Below are 19,486 nucleotides of genomic sequence, written 5' to 3'. Positions count from 1 at the left end.
AAGGGCTTTTTACTTTGCGCGACGATGACAGACACGCAAATTTTGCACTTATCTGCAAACTATCAACTATATTTACAGAGGGTATATGTATCGATAATGCGCCAAACTGCACCTAACAGGTTGATAAAAGAATGTAACTCATTCAAAAACAACACGTTGGCAGAATGCAGTTACCGAAGGAGCCGACAGCATGGCGACAGAGACACAAGTCACCGAGACACAAGGAACGGTTGCTGCCGTTCAGCCTGACGGCCAAGTGCGTCAAATTGAGGCCAATCAAACGGTTTCGACGGGAGAGCTCGTCACCGCGGTAGGCAACGAGCCCGCCTCTGTGCGCCTTGAGAATGGTGTCGATGCCAACCTCGCCTTATCTGCCTTACTTGTCGGCGAAGGTGAAGACGATACACTGGTACAAGATTTACCTGAGGATGTGCTTGAAATCATCGAGGCCATCCAACGGGGTGAAGATCCCAATGCGATTGAGGATGCTGCGACCGCAGCCGGTGCAGCGGCCTCAGGGTCTGCCATCACGGCTATGGCGATTATTGAAGCGAACGGCCGTATTGGTGAAATCATTGCGGGTTTCCAAACTGAGGGCATTACCAGCCCCGATGGAGGCATAACCGACGAACAGCTATTTGCTTTAACGGCGTTAAGATTGGCAAGCGCAGATGCAGTATTCCCCGCCGCAGAGGCCAATGAAGCGCCGAGTGCCGAGTCGCTGACCTTTAGCACCGATGAAGATCAGCCATTAGTGCTGACGCCCAATCAAATACTGCAGCAAATCAACGATCCAGATGGTGACACTCTCACTATTGTTTCCATCACCAGTGGTAATCCAGATGTCGAAATCGACGAAGATGCGTCTGGCAATATCGTTATCACACCACCGCCCAATTTCAATGGTGACCTTGATCTCACCGTCATTGTTTCTGATGGCCAAGCAGAAACGCCGTCCGATATCACGGTCACCGTGAATCCCGTCAACGATGCGCCCACACTGCAATTTTCAGCGACGACGGTCACCGAGGATGCGGTCGCGGCTGGCGATAGCGTCGGCACCGTGACGGCGACGGATATAGAAGGTGATGCCCTCACTTTGTCGTTGACTGATGGCGGACAAAACTATGTCAAATTACAGGGCAATAATGTCGTTCTCACTCAGGCAGGCGTAGATGCAATCAATAACGATGCGCTAGATATCGCCTCGCTGACATTCACAATCACCGCCTCAGACGGCGAAACGAGCACCTCTCAAACCTTCACCTCAGCAGTGGAACGTATTGACGATCCCGCATCCATCACAGGTGATACCTCAGGCACCCTCTCGGAGGGAGAAATCGATGGCTCTGACGGAAGTTTGATAGCCAGAGACTCGGTTTCCGGAACCTTGTCAATTTCCGACTCCGACGATAACCCAACATGGATCGATAGCACGCAATCCGGCCAGTATGGTGAGCTCGTCTTCACCGATGGCAACTGGACCTACACCGCAGACAGCGATGCAGTGCAATATCTTAGCGAGGGTGATGCGGTTTCGGATAACTTCACTGTGACCGCATCAGACGGCAGCAGCCAAGTGATCGCGATAACTATCACAGGTACAAATGATGATCCTGTAATTAGCGGCCAAACCCTTGGCGATGTGGTCGAAGACAGCATTTTAGAAGCGACAGGATCTCTCAGTATTTCGGATGCAGATGGCAACAATGCGCCAAGCTTTTCCGATGGCAATGTGTCGGGTCAGTATGGTGAGTTATCACTAGTGAATGGCACCTGGACTTATACGCTAGACAATAACAGTAACGTTATCCAAGGCTTGGATGCCGGCGATCAGGTCACCGACACCATTACCCTGACTGCCTCTGATGACACCCAACAAGATATTGTTATCACCATTACCGGTAGCGAGGATGCGCCTGAAGTCAGTGGTGAGTTTGTGGGTTCCGTCACAGAGGGCAATGAAGGCGATGCGCCTGTCACCGCAACGGGCACCATTGCGATCAGTGATGTTGATGGTGACGATGCTCCGAGCTTTGCCAATACCACAGCGTCTGGCACTTATGGCTCGCTCGAGCTGGTGAACGGCAATTGGACCTACACCCTCGATCAAGCCAGCGTGCAGAATTTAGATGCCGGCGCTCAGGTCACCGACACCATTACCCTGACTGCCTCTGATGACACCCAACAAGATATTGTCATCACCATTACCGGTACTGGTGATGCCCCTGAAGTCACCGGTAGCTTTGTGGGTTCAGTGACCGAAGGTAACGTGGGCGATGCGCCCATCACTGCCACGGGCACGATTGCGATCAGTGATGTCGACGATGGCGATAATCCAACCTTTACCGATACCACAGCGTCCGGCACTTATGGTTCGCTGGAACTGGTCGGTGAGAACTGGACCTATACCCTCGATCAGTCTGCCGTGCAGAATTTGGATGCCGGTGATCAGATCACCGATACCATCACCCTCACCGCCTCTGATGGCACCGAGCAAGCTATTGTTATCACGATTACCGGTAGCGAGGATGCGCCTGAAGTCACCGGTGAGTTTGTCGGTTCCGTGACCGAAGGTAACGTTGGTGATGCGCCCGTCACTGCCACCGGCACCATTGCGATCAGTGATGTTGATGGTGACGATGCTCCGAGCTTTGCCAATACCACAGCGTCTGGCACTTATGGTTCACTCGAGCTGGTCGATGGCAGCTGGACCTACACCCTCGATCAGTCTGCGGTGCAGAATTTGGATGCCGGCGATCAAGTGACGGATACCATTACCCTGACCGCAAGCGATAACACCCAACAAACCATTGTGATCACCATTACTGGTAGCGAGGATGCGCCAGAAGTCACCGGTGAGTTTGTTGGTTCCGTGACCGAAGGTAACGTGGGCGATGCGGCCGTGACTGCCACGGGCACCATTGCGATCAGTGATATCGACGGCGGCGATAGTCCGACCTTTGCCGATACCACAGCGTCTGGCACTTATGGTTCGCTCGAGCTGGTCGATGGTGATTGGACGTATACGCTGGATCAGTCTGCGGTGCAGAACTTGGACGCTGGCGATCAAGTGACGGATACCATCACCCTCACCGCAAGCGATAACACCCAACAAGATATTGTCATCACGATTACCGGTAGCGAGGATACGCCGGAAGTAACCGGTGAGTTTGTTGGTTCGGTCACCGAAGGTAATGAAGGTGATGCGCCCGTGACTGCCACGGGCACGATTGCGATCAGTGATGTTGATGGCGACGATACACCCACCTTTGCGGACACCACTGAGACAGGTACCTATGGTTCGCTGGAATTGGTCGATGGCGATTGGACTTACACCCTTGATCAGAACAGCGTGCAGGATTTAGACGCTGGCGATCAGGTTACCGACACCATCACCCTCACTGCCTCTGATGGCACCGAACAAGCTATTGTTATCACCATTACCGGTAGCGAGGATGCGCCTGAAGTCAGTGGTGAGTTTGTGGGTTCCGTCACAGAGGGCAATGAAGGCGATGCGCCTGTCACCGCAACGGGCACCATTGCGATCAGTGATGTTGATGTTGATGGTGACGATGCTCCGAGCTTTGCCAATACCACAGCGTCTGGCACTTATGGCTCGCTCGAGCTGGTGAACGGCAATTGGACCTACACCCTCGATCAAGCCAGCGTGCAGAATTTGGATGCCGGCGATCAGATCACCGATACCATCACCCTCACCGCCTCTGATGGCACCGAGCAAGCTATTGTTATCACGATTACCGGTAGCGAGGATGCGCCTGAAGTCACCGGTGAGTTTGTCGGTTCCGTGACCGAAGGTAACGTTGGTGATGCGCCCGTCACTGCCACCGGCACCATTGCGATCAGTGATGTTGATGGTGACGATGCTCCGAGCTTTGCCAATACCACAGCGTCTGGCACTTATGGTTCGCTCGAACTGGTGAACGGCAATTGGACTTACACCCTCGATCAAGCCAGCGTGCAGAATTTGGATGCTGGCGATCAGGTCACCGACACCATTACCCTGACTGCCTCTGATGACACCCAACAAGATATTGTCATCACCATTACCGGTACTGGTGATGCCCCTGAAGTCACCGGTAGCTTTGTGGGTTCAGTGACCGAAGGTGACGTAGGTGATGCGGCCGTGACTGCCACGGGCACCCTAGCGATCAGTGATGTGGATGGCGACGATACGCCCACCTTCGCCAATACCACTGAAACTGGTACTTATGGTTCGCTGGAGCTGGTGAATGGCAGCTGGACCTATACGCTTGATCAGTCTGCGGTGCAGAACTTGGACGCTGGCAATCAAGTGACGGATACCATTACCCTCACAGCAAGCGATAACACCCAACAAACCATTGTGATCACTATTACTGGTAGCGAAGATGCGCCTGAAGTCACCGGTGAGTTTGTCGGTTCCGTGACCGAAGGTAACGTTGGTGATGCGCCCGTGACTGCCACGGGCACCATTGCGATCAGTGATGTCGACGATGGCGATAATCCAACCTTCGCCAATACCACTGCGTCCGGCACCTATGGTTCGCTCGAGCTAGTAGACGGTGATTGGACGTATACGCTCGATCAATCTGCGGTGCAGAATTTAGATGCTGGCGATCAGGTCACCGATACCATCACTCTGACTGCCTCTGATGGCACAGAGCAAGCCATTGTCATCACTATTACTGGTAGCGAGGATGCCCCAGAAGTGACCGGTAGCTTTGTCGGTTCCGTGACCGAAGGTGACGTAGGTGATGCGGCCGTGACTGCCACGGGCACCCTAGCGATCAGTGATGTGGATGGCGACGATACGCCCACCTTCGCCAATACCACAGAAACAGGCACTTATGGTTCGCTAGAGCTGGTCGATGGCAGCTGGACGTATACGCTTAATCAAGCCAGCGTGCAGAATTTAGATGCTGGCGATCAGGTTACCGATACTATCACCCTCACTGCCTCTGATGGCACCGAACAAGCTATTGTTATCACCATTACCGGGACGGATGACGACCCTGAAGTTGCCGGTGAGTTTGTGGGTTCTGTGACCGAAGGTAATGAAGGTGATGCGCCCGTGACTGCCACGGGCACGATTGCGATCAGTGATGTTGATGGCGACGATACACCCACCTTTGCGGATACCACAGCAACCGGCACTTATGGTTCGCTCGAGCTGGTCGATGGCAACTGGACGTATACGCTTGATCAATCTGCGGTGCAGCATTTAGATGCTGGCGATCAGGTCACCGATACCATCACTCTGACTGCCTCTGATGGCACACAGCAAGCTATTGTTATCACTATTACTGGTAGCGAGGATGCGCCTGTAGTCACCGGTGAGTTTGTGGGTTCCGTGACCGAAGGTAATGAAGGCGATGCGCCTGTCACTGCCACCGGCACCATTACGATCAGTGATGTCGACGGCGACGATACACCCACCTTTGCGGACACCACTGAGACAGGCACCTATGGTTCGCTCGCACTGGTGAACGGCAATTGGACTTACACCCTCGATCAAGCCAGCGTGCAGAATTTGGATGCTGGCGATCAGGTCACCGACACCATTACCCTCACAGCAAGCGATAACACGCAACAAGATATTGTCATCACCATTACCGGGACGGATGACGACCCTGTAGTCACCGGTGAGTTTGTCGGTTCTGTGACCGAAGGCAATGTGGGCGATGCTGCGGTCACTGCAAGTGGCACCCTTGCGATCAATGATGTCGACGGGGACGATACCCCGGCCTTTGCCAATACTACAGCGTCTGGCACTTATGGTTCACTCGAGCTGGTCGATGGCAGCTGGACGTATACGCTCGATCAGTCTGCGGTGCAGAATTTAGATGCCGGCGATCAGGTCACCGACACCATTACCCTCACAGCAAGCGATAACACGCAACAAGATATTGTCATCACCATTACCGGGACGGATGACGACCCTGTAGTCAGTGGTGAGTTTATTGGTTCGGTCACCGAAGGTAACGTAGGCGATGCGCCTGTCACCGCGACGGGCAACATTGCGATCAGTGATGTTGATGGCGACGATGCACCCACCTTTGCCAATACCACAGTAACCGGTACCTATGGTTCGTTAGAGCTGGTGAACGGCAACTGGACTTACACCCTCAACCAAACCAGCATGCAGGATTTAGATGCTGGCGATCAGGTTACCGATACCATCACCCTCACCGCCTCTGATGGTACACCGCAAGATATTGTCATCACCATTACCGGGACGGATGACGACCCTGAAGTCACCGGTGAGTTTGTTGGTTCCGTGACCGAAGGCAATGAAGGCGATGCCCCTGTCACCGCCACCGGCACCATTGCGATCAGTGATATCGATAGTGACGATAATCCAACCTTCGCCAATACTACAGCGTCTGGCACTTATGGTTCACTCGAGCTGGTCGATGGTGATTGGACGTATACGCTCGATCAGTCTGCGGTGCAGAATTTAGATGCCGGCGATCAGGTTACCGACACCATTACCCTCACTGCCTCTGATGGCACTGAACAAGCTATTGTTATCACGATTACTGGTAGCGAGGATGCCCCAGAAGTCAGTGGTGAGTTTGTCGGTTCCGTGACCGAAGGTAACGTAGGTGATGCGGCCGTGACTGCCACAGGCACCATTGCGATCAGTGATGTCGACGATGGCGATAATCCAACCTTCGCCAATACTATAGCGTCTGGCACTTATGGTTCACTCGAGCTGGTCGATGGTGATTGGACGTATACGCTCGATCAGTCTGCGGTGCAGAACTTGGACGCTGGCGATCAAGTCACCGATACCATTACCCTGACTGCAAGCGATAACACGCAACAAGATATTGTCATTACCATTACCGGTAGCGAGGACCTACCTGAAGTCACCGGTGAGTTTATCGGTTCCATCACCGAAGGTAATGTCGGTGATGCCCCTGTCACTGCCACCGGCACCATTGCGATCAGTGATGTGGATGGCGACGATACGCCCACCTTTGCCGATACCACAGCGTCTGGCACCTATGGTTCGCTGGAATTGGTCGATGGCAGCTGGACCTACACCCTCGATCAAGCCAGCGTGCAGAACTTGGACGCTGGCAATCAAGTGACGGATACCATTACCCTCACAGCAAGCGATAACACCCAACAAACCATTGTGATCACCATTACTGGTAGCGAGGATGCGCCTGAAGTCAGTGGTGAGTTTGTGGGTTCGGTCACCGAAGGTAACGTAGGTGATGCGCCTGTCACTGCCACCGGCACCATTGCGATCAGTGATGTAGATGGCGACGATGCACCGACCTTTGCGGACACCACTGAGACAGGCACCTATGGTTTGCTGGAATTGGTGAACGGCAATTGGACTTACACCCTCGATCAGTCTGCGGTGCAGAATTTGGATGCCGGCGATCAGGTTACCGATACCATCACCCTCACCGCCTCTGATGGCACCCTGCAAGATATTGTGATCACCATTACCGGTAGCGAGGACCTACCTGAAGTCACCGGTGAGTTTGTCGGTTCCGTGACCGAAGGTAATGTCGGTGATGCCCCTGTCACTGCCACCGGTACCCTTGCGATCAGTGATGTCGACGGCGGCGATAGTCCAACCTTTGCGGATACCACTGAGACAGGTACCTATGGTTCGTTGGAATTGGTCAACGGCAATTGGACCTACACCCTCGATCAGTCTGCGGTACAGAATTTAGACGCCGGCGATCAAGTTACCGATACCATCACCCTCACCGCCTCTGATGGCACCCTGCAAGATATTGTCATCACTATTACCGGTAGCAATGATGCGCCCGAAGTCACCGGTGAGTTTGTGGGTTCTGTCACCGAAGGTAACGAAGGCGATGCGCCTGTCACTGCCACGGGCACCATTGCGATCAATGATGTCGATGGCGACGATAATCCAACCTTTGCCAATACCACTGCGTCCGGCACTTATGGTTCGCTAGAGCTGGTCGATGGCAATTGGACTTACACACTTAATCAAGCCAGCGTTCAAAACTTGGATGCCGGCGATCAGGTTACCGATACCATCACTTTGACTGCCTCTGATGGCACCCAGCAAGCCATTGTGATCACCATTACTGGTAGCGAAGATGCGCCTGAAGTCAGTGGTGAGTTTGTGGGTTCCGTCACTGAGGGCAATGAAGGCGATGCACCTGTCACTGCCACAGGCACCATTGCGATCAGCGATGTCGACGGCGACGATAGTCCAACCTTTGCGGACACCACTGAAGCGGGCACCTATGGTTCGTTGGAATTGGTCAACGGCAATTGGACCTATACGCTTGATCAGTCTGCGGTGCAGAATTTAGATGCCGGCGATCAGGTCACCGACACCATTACCCTCACAGCAAGCGATAACACGCAACAAGATATTGTCATCACCATTACCGGGACGGATGACGACCCTGTAGTCAGTGGTGAGTTTGTGGGTTCCGTGACCGAAGGTAATGAAGGCGATGCGCCTGTCACCGCAACGGGCACCATGGCGATCAGCGATGTCGACGGTGACGATGTACCGACCTTTGCGGACACCACTGAGACAGGCACCTATGGTTCGTTGGAATTGGTCAACGGCAATTGGACTTACACCCTCGATCAGTCTGCGGTGCAGAACTTGGATGCCGGCGATCAGGTTACCGACACCATTACCCTCACCGCCTCTGATGGTACACCGCAAGATATTGTTATCACCATTACCGGTAGCGAGGACCTACCTGAAGTCACCGGTGAGTTTGTCGGTTCCGTGACCGAAGGTAACGTTGGTGACACGGCGGTAACTGCAAGCGGTACCCTTGCGATCAGCGATGTCGACGGCGGCGATAGTCCAACCTTTGCGGATACCACTGAGACAGGTACCTATGGTTCGTTGGAATTGGTCAACGGCAATTGGACTTACACCCTCGATCAAGCCAGCGTGCAGAACTTGGATGCTGGCGATCAGGTTACCGACACCATTACCCTCACCGCCTCTGATGGCACCCAGCAAGCCATTGTCATCACCATTACCGGGACAGATGACGACCCTGTAGTCAGTGGTGAGTTTGTGGGTTCGGTCACCGAAGGTAACGTTGGTGACACGGCGGTAACTGCAAGCGGTACCCTTGCGATCAGCGATGTCGACGGCGGCGATAGTCCAACCTTTGCGGATACCACTGAGACAGGTACCTATGGTTCGTTGGAATTGGTCAACGGCAATTGGACTTACACCCTCGATCAAGCCAGCGTGCAGAACTTGGATGCTGGCGATCAGGTCACCGACACCATTACCCTGACGGCCTCTGATGGTACACCGCAAGATATTGTTATCACCATTACCGGTAGCGAGGACCTACCTGAAGTCACCGGTGAGTTTATTGGTTCGGTGACCGAAGGTAACGTTGGTGACACGGCAGTAACTGCAAGCGGTACCCTTGCGATCAGTGATATCGACGGCGACGATACCCCGGCCTTTACCGATACCATAGAGACCGGCACTTACGGTTCGCTGGAACTGGTCGGTGAGAAATGGACCTACACCCTCGATCAGTCTGCGGTGCAGAATTTAGATGCTGGCGATCAGGTCACCGACACTATTACCCTGACGGCCTCTGATGGCACTGAGCAAGCTATTGTCATCACCATTACCGGTAGTGAGGATGCACCGGTGATTGTTGGTGACTTTACAGGATCTGTCGTAGAGGGCGATGTCGGTGATGATCCAGTCACCGCATCTGGCTCGCTAACCATTACGGATGCTGATGGTAGTGATACTCCATCCTTCCCAGATACTGTGATATCCGGGGATTACGGTGAACTTGAGTTGGTGAATGGGCAGTGGACGTATACGCTGGATCAAACAACGGTTCAAAGCCTTGCTGCCGCTGAAGTCGTCACAGACGAGATTACAGTCACAGCCAGTGATAATTCTCAACAAACAATTACAATTACGATTACAGGCACAGCAGAGGCACACCCCTCAATAACCGGTACCTTTACAGGCTCTGTCACTGAAGGCGATGTTGGCGATTCTCCCGTTACAGCCACTGGGACTATTCAAGTCAACAATGCGGGTAATAGTAACTTTCTGAGTGTGGTTGATGATGGCGATTACGGCCAACTGGTGCTCAATGGTGACAATACATGGACCTATACGCTAGACCAGGCTGCGGTACAACATCTCGATAATGGACAATCGATAACAGATGTAATCACCGTAGCTGTATCTAATGGTGTCGAGCAAGCGATCACGATCACCATTACCGGTACCAATGACGCCCCCATATTGACTCAAGCCGTTTCAACACAAACTCTGCAAGAGGATTTTGTTAGCTATACCATTGATCTAAATACAGTATTTTCGGACGTCGACAGCAATGACACGTTAAGCTTTGATGTAGCGAATGTACCTAGTGGGGTCTCTGTTTCTATTGATGCGAATGGTATCGCAACCATTTCATCGGTCGCTGATTGGAGTGGTACAGAGACGGTGAGCTTTCGTGCCACCGATACCCAAAATGCGAGCCTGACCCATGATGTCATCTTCAACATCGAAGGGGTCGCTACTGCGCCTACCCTCACAGTCAGCCGTGGCGATCAATCACTGACTTATATCGACAGCGCTGGACAAATCTCCGCCACTGATCCCGGAGCGGGCGGGTCTCGAGCCATTCTTTCGCCCTTAACAATCTCCGGCACATCTAATGAAACGGGTGAAACACTCACCTATCGAATCGGCGGCTTACCGGATGATGCAGTATTATCAGCAGGAACAAAAGAGGCAAGCAGCGGCGATTGGCTGCTCACGGACGCGCAACTGAGTGGCCTTAATCTTGCCTCTCCTGCCGATATTACTGGCATTACGCTATCGATTACCGCTATCAGTACCGACGGCACGGATCAGGCATCAACCACCGTGACGTTGAATTTAGAAAATGACAGCTTTGCGCTGACCGAAGGGCAAACCAGCAGCATTGCCAGTGTCGACGGATTGATTAGCAACGATACAGACACACAGGCCACTGTCACCCGTGTTGCCACCAATGCTAGCCAAGGAGAAAATGGTAACAGTGAAATTGTAATCGGCCCTGCCACTATCACTACCGCATTGGGCGGCAGTGTGACCGTCAATGCCGATGGCAGTTTTACCTATACTGCACCGGCGGTGAATCATGCAGGCGGCGGTCAAGTCTATGACAGCTTCTCCTACCAAAGTAGCGAGAATAGCGAGTGGACAACCGTGACCTTTGATGTCAGTGACTCTGCACCTGTTGCCCATGATGATAGCGATAGTGTGGCCTCTGGTGCCTCGACAGGCGGTAACGTTATTACTGCTGGCACTGGCGCTGATACCCTTGGGGCGGATACCGCCACGGTGACCGCGGTTAGCTTTAATGGCACCACCTATGCAGTTAGCGGCAGTACTGTGATTGCCACATCGCAAGGGCAATTAACCATCCAACCTGACGGCAGCTACCTGTATCAATCATCCGTGCCATCGACGACCGATGCCAGCACCTTGGATGATGAGGTATTCACCTATACCCTCACCGACAGCGATGGTGATACTAGTCAGGCGCAGCTCACACTCGGTCATGACAACAACACCCAGTTAAACGCCGATATCGCTTCAGTCAGCGAGCAAGGGTTGGTGAGCGACGATAATAGTCACACTACCCAAGGTAACCTGTTGGATAATGATACGGGGATTGGCGTCAATGTTAGCCTCTATCAAGTTAATGGGCAGAGTTTCGGCATTGACGGTGTATTAACCCTCACCACAGCTAGCGGCACCCTGACCATTTATAACGAAAACAACAGCCAAGGGTATCGTGCGGGTGACTATACCTATACGCTCAATAATGCCACCAGTGGCGATAACGTGAGCGAAGCCTTCACCTACACCACCTATGATCCGACGGCGTCTACCGCGTATCGCTCATCGACATTAACCGTCAATGTACAAGATGACACGCCGACATCAGACAACATCGAAAGTGCCTTATACGCCACGGCAGAGAGTAGTTCGACCTTTAACCTGATTCTTACTGTTGACCTTTCGGGCAGTATGGCCGATCCGGTTGATCCGAGCGATCCGGATTCACCGACTCGGATGGAAGTGACCAAAGCCGCACTAAAATCCATGGTAGAGGAGTACGACAAGCTCGGCGATATCAACATCCAAGTTGTCTCGTTTTCGGATACGGCGAGCTCTTCGGGCTGGATTCTGAATGACGTCGGCAGCGCGTTGGATGCTATTGAAGGCCTATATGCTGGCGGCGCAACCCGATACGATAACGCGCTTAACGAGATCATCAATACTGTCGATACCTCAGGGCTGACTGCGGATAAAACCATCTCTTATTTTATCTCGGATGGGATGCCCAATGATGACTTTGAAAACAACAGCAACCTGCAAAACGCATGGCAAAACTATGTGAGTACGCAAGGTATTGACGAGTCCTTCAGTGTCGGGGTTGGAGACGGTATTACAACATCGCCACTAACTCCCATCGCGGCAAGTAGTTCGGGAAGTACCAGTGACAACGTATTGCTGGTCACCGATGAAAATGAACTCGCCTACTCGCTGCTACAAACCATTGAAAGTGGACAAGTGTCAGGCGGCCTCGTGCTGATGGATGATGACGGCAATACTGTTTCCTTATTCGGGGCTGACGGTGGTTATATCTCCGCGCTCACCCTAGATGGACAAACGTACAACTATGATCCGGCGACTGACAGCGCACAGCAGACCTTTGAAACCGAAAAAGGTGGTATCCTCACCATCAACTTTGATACCGGCGAATACGACTATCGCGTGGCGGTCGACAGAGATATTCTCAACGAGCAAGAGCAAATCGCACTAACGCTTACCGACAACGACGGCGATACCAGTAACGTCAATGTCGCCATTAACCTCTACTACGAGGCACGGCTAGATGCCAATCACGATATAGTGATCACCAATATTCACGATGGTAGTCCGATCGTCATTCCAGGTTTGGCCTTAACCCATAACGATATTCCATCGATGGGTAGCACAATTACAGCCACCAGTAACGCGGTACAAGGGTCGGTAGCAGGCACGGATGACGTCATCTTCACGCCCGATAGTGCAATGAGTCCGCAAACCTTCCTTGATCCAATCGGTAACGATTCCGAGTTTATTGCAGAATCCGAATTGGGTGATTTCTCCAACTCGTTTGCACAGGCACAGAGCCTAGACCGTGGTAAGTTCGGGACCATGACACAGGAGGTATGGGCGCACATTGATGTCGGTAACTTCGGTGCCAACGCAGCTCTGACAGGTACGGTCCAAAACGGCACCGACAGTGATATGACAAAAATGGATCTCTACCAAAACGAGACCTTACTTTTTGATGATGATCGGTGGTGGAATGACCTCAGCGTTAGGGTTTATGACCAAAACCAACAGCTGCTGGATACTCTCAATCCAGATACTGGCAGCAATAGCTTTACCGCCGGTCAACAAGGCACTTATTACTTTGAGATCGTTTCCAACAATACATTAAATACGACTGAGGACTACGAGATTTATCTTACTTTGGATAGCTCAAACGCGGTGTTGCCAGAGCCTGAGCATCAATTTGAATACACCACCTCTAACGGCAGTTATGTGGACAGTGCACTGGTCGATATTATTGCCATTGATGACCAAACACTAGAAGGCAGCTATCAAAGTGAAATTCTCGCCGCCGGTACAGGCGACGATACCCTAATTGGTAATGCGGGAGATGATAGCCTTCTTGGTAATCTCGGCGATGACACGCTTGATGGCGGCCTTGGCGATGATTTGCTGGTTGGCGGTAAAGGTGACGATACGCTGACTGGTGGGCTTGGGTCAGACACCTTCGCATTTTTAAACGGTGACCAAGGCTCTGTCGGCGCAGAAGCGGTCGATCGCATTACGGATTTTGATGTACAAAAAGACACTCTCGATCTCTCCGAGCTGCTGATTGATGAAGACCAAGCCGGTGCAAGCCTTGAAGACTATCTAACCCTTGAGGACAACGATCAAGGTGAAGCCACCTTATACATTGCCTCTGCGGGCGATAATCAAATCGACCAGCACGTGGTGTTCGAGAACCTCAGCGTGGCAGATATGGCGGCAGCCTACGAGATTGATATTAGTGGCCTGAGTAGCCAGGAGCTCAGCGCTTCAGTGATTGATGCCATGATCCAACAAAGCAAATTGATGACAGATTAGCACCCACCTCACACGCCGATACCTCGCCCTGAGGTATCGGCAACTTTACGTTTTATTTTTCTCGCCAAAGGGGCAGAATAGCGCCAAAGCTCGGGAAATAAACAATAGGGAGCAACTTTGTTATCTGAGTTAAAAAATATTGCCCAACTGTTGGTCGATAACAAGCTATTGACCACCATCGGCGTCGTTGTCGTTGTGAGCGTTATTCGCCGCCTGATCCTGCGTCATATTCGCGGAGACAGTAACTTTCTCAGTGAAGATCAACGTAAGTGGATATCTCGTACGAAAAATGGGGCATTTAGCTTACTGTTACTGTTTTTATTTTTATTCTGGAACACGGAAATTAGCGAGTTTGCCCTCTCGCTGACTGCCATTGCAGTGGCTGTCGTGGTGGCATCGAAAGAAATTATCTTGTGCTTTACCGGCTCCATTCAACGCGCTAGTTCTCGATCATTTCGTATCGGGGATTGGATTGAAGTGGGTAACTCACGCGGCGAAGTGATCGAGCACAATTTGATGGCGACCAAAATTCAAGAAATTGATACCCATCATGGGCACTATTGTTACACCGGAAAGACCGCGACGCTGCCCAACAGCTTGTTTTTTACCACCACGGTAAAAAACCTTAATTTTATGAAGCGCTATGTCTATCACCATTTTTTTTTGGTAATCCGTGGCGATATTAATTTATACCCTCATATTCCCGCGCTGCTGGCACGCATTGACGATCATAGCGAAGATTTTCTCGATGTCGCTCGACGTTATAACCATGTGATTGAGCGTCATGCGGGGGTGGATTTACCAGGGCCTGAGCCACACGTCTATTTGTCTCATACCGATACTGGCGAGCAGCATGTTCACGTCCGCCTGTTCTGTCCGACCGAACGCGCCGCCGAACTCGAACAATTAATACGGGAAGACATTATGACGCTTTATTGCGAAAAACTGCTCCCTGCCGCTGACGGAAAACGGCCAGAGAGCGCCGACGCTGCTGCCTCAGATACTCCCGCGCCACCAGCAAACTCATAACAAAAAGCGCTCGTCGTTACGGCGAGCGCTTTTCAATCCCTGCTTTCTTGGTAAAGGTTTACAGCAAAAACAAGGTTCCTAACCCAAGGAAGGCAACAAAACCAACAATATCCGTCACCGTGGTTAGAATGACCGATCCTGAAAGCGCCGGATCAATTTTAAGCTTATCGAGAATGACCGGAAGAAAGATACCCGCCAAGGCGGCACTGATAATATTGGCGACAATAGCAGCACCAATCACCATACCTAGTCCCCAGCTGTTAAACCAGTAACCGGCGATCAAACCAATCACTATCGCCCAAAGCACACCATTTAGTAACCCCACTTGCAGCTCTTTGTTCAATAGCGGCCTTAAGTTACTTTTAGATATTTGTCCTAATGCTAAGCCTCGCACAATCAGAGTTAGCGTCTGGCTTCCGGCGATCCCACCCATTGACGCCACCACGGGCATTAATACCGCCAGCGCGACCACTTGTTGCAGTGTCGCTTCAAACAAACCAATAAACCAAGAAGCAAGAAAAGCCGTCATTAGATTAATGCCAAGCCATAGTGCACGATTGCGCGCGCTTTTCATCACTGGGGAGAATAAATCTTCATCTTCATCCAAACCCGCCGTCGCCATAATTTGTGCTTCAGCTCGCTCGGCTTGCATTTCATACGCGGTACCGAGATCAAGCCGGCCAATCAACATCCCACCATCATCTAGCACCGGTAAGGCAACTTCCTCACTGCTAGCAACCTTATCGGCACTCACATAAATATCCTCGCGAGCATTGAGACTCGGGAATTGTTCGCGCACCAACTCACTGATTTTTAATACGCCATCGGCCCCAAAGAGTTTGTGAATCGGCACCGCACCGACCCATACGCCACGGCTATCAACCACGAACACATGATCACAGTATTTCGGCATCACACGGCGCAATAAACGCAACACGACATTCACTTTTGTTTTGGCGGGTACCACTAATGGTTGATGATCACACCAGTGCCCCACTTCGCTATCTGCATATTGCTGAGCAGAGGCATAACGTTGCTTTTGCTCCGTATCCATGCGCCCCAATGCTTCTTCCAGCAAAGGTTCGGTGAGCACATCTTGCAGCTCCAGCAAGGTGTCGGCATCCAGTTCCGCAAACAAGTCATGCAGGCGAATCTCATCCACTGCGCGAATAATCGCTTCACTCGCATCAGCACGCATTTCCGCCAACACCGGCAGCTGTATTGCAGGCGATAATTGCTCCCAAAAACTCACACGATCAGTAACGGGTAAAGACTCAAGTAATAGAGCGAGGTCATCAAGACTGTGGGCTTGCTCGATCTCTTGTGCCACTTCGGGCGTTCCCTCATCAACTTTTGAGAGCAAATCCTCAATTACTTCTTGTCTATCACTGTTTTGCATGGTATTTCCTTCATGAAACTTTTCGTGTGCTCTCTGACGCCATCACGGCGTATTTAGCGACTATTATTTCGTCGCCCTGCCCAGAGATGCCATGACGTTGCCACGACGAATCCCAGACTCTCTCGTATTGCCGCAAAGCGGTAAGTGCGCGCATCCGCGTGCACCTCATACTGCTGACACTACGATAAGATCTGCGTCAATGCGTAGTAAATGTATGCGATGGTTATCACACATCATCGCTTATTTTTCAGATTCTTACCACGAGTAATCGTAATCCCTTCTACGGTAGAGTAAGGGACTTTGTTATAGCGGATCAAAATGAACACTGTGCAACACAAAACACCTAAAGTCAGCGTCGGCTGGCGAGAGTGGGTCGCCCTCCCCGACCTAGGTATTGCTCGGGTGAAAGCCAAAATTGATACCGGAGCACGGACTTCTTGCCTGCATACGTTTAAGATCGAAGAATTCGACCAAAACGGAGAAGCTTGGGTTCGCTTTTGGGTTCACCCTCACCAAGGTGACGATGAAACACACGTCCAAGCAGAAGCCAAAGTGGTAGCCAGACGCGTTGTTCGCGACTCGGGCGGTCATGAACAGCTTAGGTATGTCATACAAACCACACTTCAAGCAGGTACATTACGCTACCCGATAGAAATGACACTAACGGCAAGAGACAACATGCGTTTTCGCATGCTACTCGGCCGCACAGCTATGGCGGGACAAATGACCGTCGATCCCATGCACTCTTTTTTGCTCGGTAAGTAGGAGCGGTTAAACCATGAAAATAGGCATTCTGTCGCGTAACAAAAATCTTTATTCTACGCGTCGCCTGATAGAAGCCTGCGAACAACGCGGTCACGAATATAAAATCATTGATGCGCTGCGCTGCTACATGAGTATCAACTCAACGCAGCCGATGATTCATTTAGCCGGTGAGGAGCTGTCAGGATTCGACGCTATCGTACCGCGGATTGGTGCATCCGTTACTTTTTATGGCTGCGCGGTACTACGCCAATTCGAAATGATGGGCGTATTCCCCGTCAATGAGTCGGTTGCCATCAGTCGTTCTCGCGATAAATTACGCTCAATGCAATTGTTGTCACGTAAAGGGATCGGCATGCCTCATACTGGATTTGCCAGTAAGCCCGGTGATATTGCTGACTTGCTGACCATGGTGGGGGGAACACCCGTGGTGGTCAAACTCTTGGAAGGTACCCAAGGTATTGGCGTCGTGCTCGCTGAAACGAAAAAAGCCGCAGAAAGTGTGATTGAAGCCTTTATGGGCTTAAAAGCGGATATTTTGGTGCAAGAATACATTAAAGAGTCTAGCGGTGCCGACATTCGCTGCTTTGTGATTGGTGATAAGGTGATTGCCGCGATGAAACGTCAAGCGCAACCGGGCGAGTTTCGCTCTAACCTGCACCGCGGCGGGACGGCAAGCCTTGTCCGTATTACGCCAGCCGAGCGTCGAACCGCGATCGCGGCCGCGAAAGCCATGGGACTTAACGTGGCAGGGGTTGATCTTCTTCGCTCCGAGCGCGGGCCCCTTGTGATGGAAGTCAACTCTTCTCCTGGGCTAGAAGGCATTGAAAAAGCAACAGGAAAAGATGTCGCGGGCATGATCGTCGAGTATATTGAAAAGACGGCTAAACCCCAAAGGACACGCACACGTGGCAAGGGCTAAAAAAAACAATGCCATCGACATCGGTGGCGAAACAATCCAAGCTGGCGAGCATGCCAGCTTGGAACTGGAAATGGCGCGCCTATACACTCACGCACCATTAAATGTCAGCATTGAGGTGTTAAACGGCAAGTTAGAGGGTCCTATTCTGCTTGTTTGCGCCGCCATTCATGGCGACGAGCTCAATGGGATTGAAATTGTTCGTCAAATATTAGCCAAAGTCGATACCGAAAAGCTTCGTGGCACCTTGATTGCTATTCCCGTCGTCAATGTCTTTGGCTTTATTCACAAGTCCCGCTATCTACCCGATCGACGGGACTTAAACCGCTCTTTCCCCGGCTCCGAGCGTGGCTCCATTGCCGGGCGTATGGCATATCAATTATTTAATGAAGTGATCAGTCAGTGTACGCACGTCATTGATCTTCATACCGCAGCGATTCATCGCACCAATCTGCCTCAAATACGCGCCAATCTTGATAATGAAGGAGCGGCCGAGATGGCGAAAGCCTTTGCAGCTCCCGTTATGGTTGATGCCGCCTTACGTGATGGGTCTCTCCGTGCCGAAGCAGAAGCGATCGGTATTCCGGTCATCACCTACGAAGCAGGGGAAGCGCTGCGATTTGAACCTTACGCTATTAATGCAGGCGTGCGGGGTGTCATTCGAGTGATGCGTCATTTGGGGATGTTACGTCAATCTCGGCGTACCTTACCCTATCAACCGGTTACAGCCCGGGCTACGCGATGGGTGCGCGCTGAAGCTGATGGGATTTTTCGTAGTCATATTGCGCTGGGTGAACGAGTTAATAAGGGACAAATACTCGGTATCATCAGCGACCCAGCTGGCAGCAATGAAGTGGAAATCAAAGCCTCGCAAAGCGGTATTTTGATTGGCCAACAAACCCTCCCTGTTGTCAATGAAGGGGATGCGGTCTTTCATATTGCTTTTTTCTCGCAATCTGACGAACTGATTGAGCAACACTTAGAGGGCTATTTAGATCAAGTGCGAGACGATCAAGACGATGAATTACGATGGGGTATCGGCACACTTTAACTTTGATCTTAAAAGCGAATCATCACCGTACTACTTGCATCGCGCACTCAGATTCATAACACTACGCGTTTTTGTAGCACGGGCAGTTGCCCGCCACACAAGAGGATCGACATC

General features: G+C 51.7%; 6 protein-coding genes. 5 read left to right on the top strand and 1 reads right to left on the bottom strand.

The annotated features are described in order from the left end of the window. The first annotated feature begins 190 nt into the window (after positions 1-190). Together E8E00_RS17405 and E8E00_RS16360 are read left to right on the top strand one after the other, a co-directional pair. Positions 191-14,212, top strand: coding sequence for an S-layer family protein (locus E8E00_RS17405; RefSeq protein WP_096631820.1), 14,022 nt, complete (start codon positions 191-193; stop codon positions 14,210-14,212). Positions 14,213-14,329: 117 nt separating this feature from the next. Continuing rightward, complete coding sequence (locus tag E8E00_RS16360) at positions 14,330-15,241, top strand: mechanosensitive ion channel family protein (protein ID WP_069590390.1); 912 nt, start codon at positions 14,330-14,332, stop codon at positions 15,239-15,241. Between the two features lie 58 nt (positions 15,242-15,299). Here E8E00_RS16360 and E8E00_RS16355 read toward each other — a convergent pair whose 3' ends face one another. Next, on the bottom strand, positions 15,300-16,640 hold the full coding sequence (locus E8E00_RS16355) for a magnesium transporter (protein ID WP_069590392.1): 1,341 nt from the start codon (positions 16,638-16,640) through the stop codon (positions 15,300-15,302). Between the two features lie 318 nt (positions 16,641-16,958). On the opposite strand from E8E00_RS16355, the gene E8E00_RS16350 reads away from it, so the two are divergent. From E8E00_RS16350 to E8E00_RS16340, 3 genes are read left to right on the top strand one after another with little or no spacing between them, the layout of a single operon-like run. After that, the gene (locus E8E00_RS16350) at positions 16,959-17,405 is read left to right on the top strand and encodes an ATP-dependent zinc protease (protein WP_077641337.1); all 447 of its coding nucleotides are present in this window, start codon (positions 16,959-16,961) and stop codon (positions 17,403-17,405) included. 13 nt (positions 17,406-17,418) lie between these two features. Beyond that, positions 17,419-18,324 (top strand): 30S ribosomal protein S6--L-glutamate ligase, encoded by a 906-nt coding sequence (rimK, locus tag E8E00_RS16345; RefSeq protein WP_069590396.1) that lies wholly within the window; start codon positions 17,419-17,421, stop codon positions 18,322-18,324. Further along, positions 18,311-19,372 carry a succinylglutamate desuccinylase/aspartoacylase family protein gene (locus E8E00_RS16340; protein WP_069590398.1) on the top strand — a complete coding sequence of 354 codons (1,062 nt, stop codon included), beginning with the start codon at positions 18,311-18,313 and terminating at the stop codon, positions 19,370-19,372. Before rimK ends, E8E00_RS16340 begins: the two co-directional genes overlap by 14 nt. Positions 19,373-19,486: the final 114 nt, after the last annotated feature.

Source organism: Salinivibrio sp. YCSC6 (genome assembly GCF_004916735.1).
Classification (GTDB): Bacteria; Pseudomonadota; Gammaproteobacteria; order Enterobacterales; family Vibrionaceae; genus Salinivibrio; species Salinivibrio proteolyticus.
The sequence above is the reverse complement of the archived record's forward strand: the minus strand, read 5'-3'. Positions and strand labels throughout refer to the sequence as shown.